The organism is Micromonospora sp. NPDC049799, assembly GCF_040656655.1.
Lineage (GTDB): Bacteria > Actinomycetota > Actinomycetes > Mycobacteriales > Micromonosporaceae > Micromonospora.
In genome coordinates this window covers 1-1,639 of record NZ_JBFAMU010000787.1, presented here as the reverse complement: position 1 = coordinate 1,639, position 1,639 = coordinate 1, and the positions used below count along the sequence as shown (strand labels likewise).

General features: G+C 74.9%; 1 protein-coding gene and 2 pseudogenes. 1 reads left to right on the top strand and 2 read right to left on the bottom strand.

Translation table 11 applies throughout. The features are described 5' to 3' along the window. Positions 1-274: pseudogene (locus AB0I76_RS29470) on the top strand (cupin); the annotation flags it as partial. A 360-nt stretch (positions 275-634) separates the two neighbouring features. On the opposite strand, the gene AB0I76_RS29465 reads toward AB0I76_RS29470, so the two are convergent. Together AB0I76_RS29465 and AB0I76_RS29460 are read right to left on the bottom strand one after the other, a co-directional pair. After that, positions 635-1,297: a hypothetical protein gene (locus AB0I76_RS29465; protein WP_357042279.1), complete on the bottom strand. Its 663-nt coding sequence runs from the start codon at positions 1,295-1,297 to the stop codon at positions 635-637. Next, a pseudogene (locus tag AB0I76_RS29460) lies at positions 1,294-1,639 on the bottom strand (cell division protein FtsK); the annotation flags it as partial. The gene AB0I76_RS29465 and the pseudogene AB0I76_RS29460, both read right to left, overlap by 4 nt.

The window sequence follows — 1,639 nt, the reverse complement described above, 5'->3', positions numbered from 1 at the left end:
GGCCCAGGCCGCCGCGCTCGCCGGGCTGGACGCCGACAGCCGGATCGCCCCGCGTCCGGGCCTGCGCTGGCAGCTCACCCGGGCGGGGGAGAAGGTCACCCTGCGGATCTTCGACCGCACGATCACCCTGCCCGGCACCTGCGAGCCGGCCGTCCGTGCCCTGCTCGCCGGCGAGGTCGACCGGGTCGGCGATCTCCCGGGGCTCGACGACGACGCCGACCGGCTCACCCTGGCCCGCCGTCTCCTGCGCGAGGCGGTCGCCGTTCCCGCCTGACCGGTGGCGCCACCGCCTCCCGCTGTCCTTTCCTCCACCCGGGGAGGCGTCGCGTCTCCGCCGACGACCGTCACCGTGCGTGAAAGAGGCTCTCGGCGCAGGGTTCGTGGTCGCCCACTTTGCTCTGCACTCCGATACGCACCGGCGACGGGGTGTTACTGGCGCTTATCAGGGTGCAGAGCAAAGTCGTCGAGCCAGCATCCAGGTAGGAGGGACGGGAAACGGCGACGATCCTGGTCAGAGCGTTGGCCGTCACAAACGCGTCGCCCGTCGGTCGGGTGGGGCCTCCTGGCTCGCTACTTACCGTCACGAAGGGTCGGGCAGGGAAGACGTGACAAACTGTGACTGGTGACGGAGCCCTCAGCGGGCGAGGGTGAGCAGGAGGATCGTGGTCACCAGGCCGGCGACCAGGACCACCGCCACCGGGCGCGGTCCGAGCAGGGCGTGCCGGCGGTCGGCGAGGACCTTCGCCGGCACCAGCCCGGCCAGCGGCCCGAGCAGCGTCACCACCAGGGCCAGGACCGGAAGGCCGACCGCCAGGTCGCCGCCGTACCGGTCACCCGCCGCCCGGGCCGCGCTCCCCAGGGCGTACGCGGCCAGAGCGCCTCCGATGCCGCAGAGCGCGAGCAGCGGGTTCACCGAGCCCGGCAGGTCACCGGGCTGCCCGGTGCGCCGCAGCAGGTCCCGCACGCCGGCCAGCAGCAGCGCGGGGTCACCCGTCGCCCCCGGCGTCGGTGCGGGTGGGCCGCCGAGCCGGCGACCTCCCCCGAGCCGACCCCGCAGCTCCTGCCACAACTGGTTGGCCTCGGCGTCGATGAGCTCCTGGCTCTCCCGGGCATCCACCAGCTCACGCTCGGCGGCACCCACCTGCGCCTGCGCCTCGTCCACCGCGTGCCGCGCCGCCGCGCACTGCTGCTCGTACCAGGCGTGCGCCTCGGCCCGCTGGGCGCGCACCCGCGCGGTCAGGTCGGCCAGCCGCCGGATCTGCGCCGCGTACGACTCGCTGGTCACCGGTTCGTTCATCGGGCAGGACCATAAGGGATGATCGTCTGCCCGGTGCGGTGCACCGCCCGGTCGAAGAACAGGCCCCGCCACGGGCGGGGGTACCAGTCCGGTCCGCCGGTGCCCGGATAGAGCGACGACCCCAGCTCCCCGCCGTGCGTGTCCAGCGCCACCCACGCCCCGATCTGGTCGGTGCGGGCGGCCGGACCACCCAGGTCGGCGCGCATCCGGGCCACGCCGCGCCACCAGGCCAGCACATGGGTACGCCGCTCCGGCCCGTCGTGCAGGATCCGGCGCAGCTGCTCCAGGCCGGTCCGCCCGCCGACGCGTGCGGCCAGGGCGCCGGCGGCCGCGTCGACCGCG

Bases quoted from the DNA above. Each gene is read 5' to 3' on its own strand.
- AB0I76_RS29465 (WP_357042279.1), bottom strand. From the start codon at position 1,297: ATGAACGAACCGGTGACCAGCGAGTCGTACGCGGCGCAGATCCGGCGG.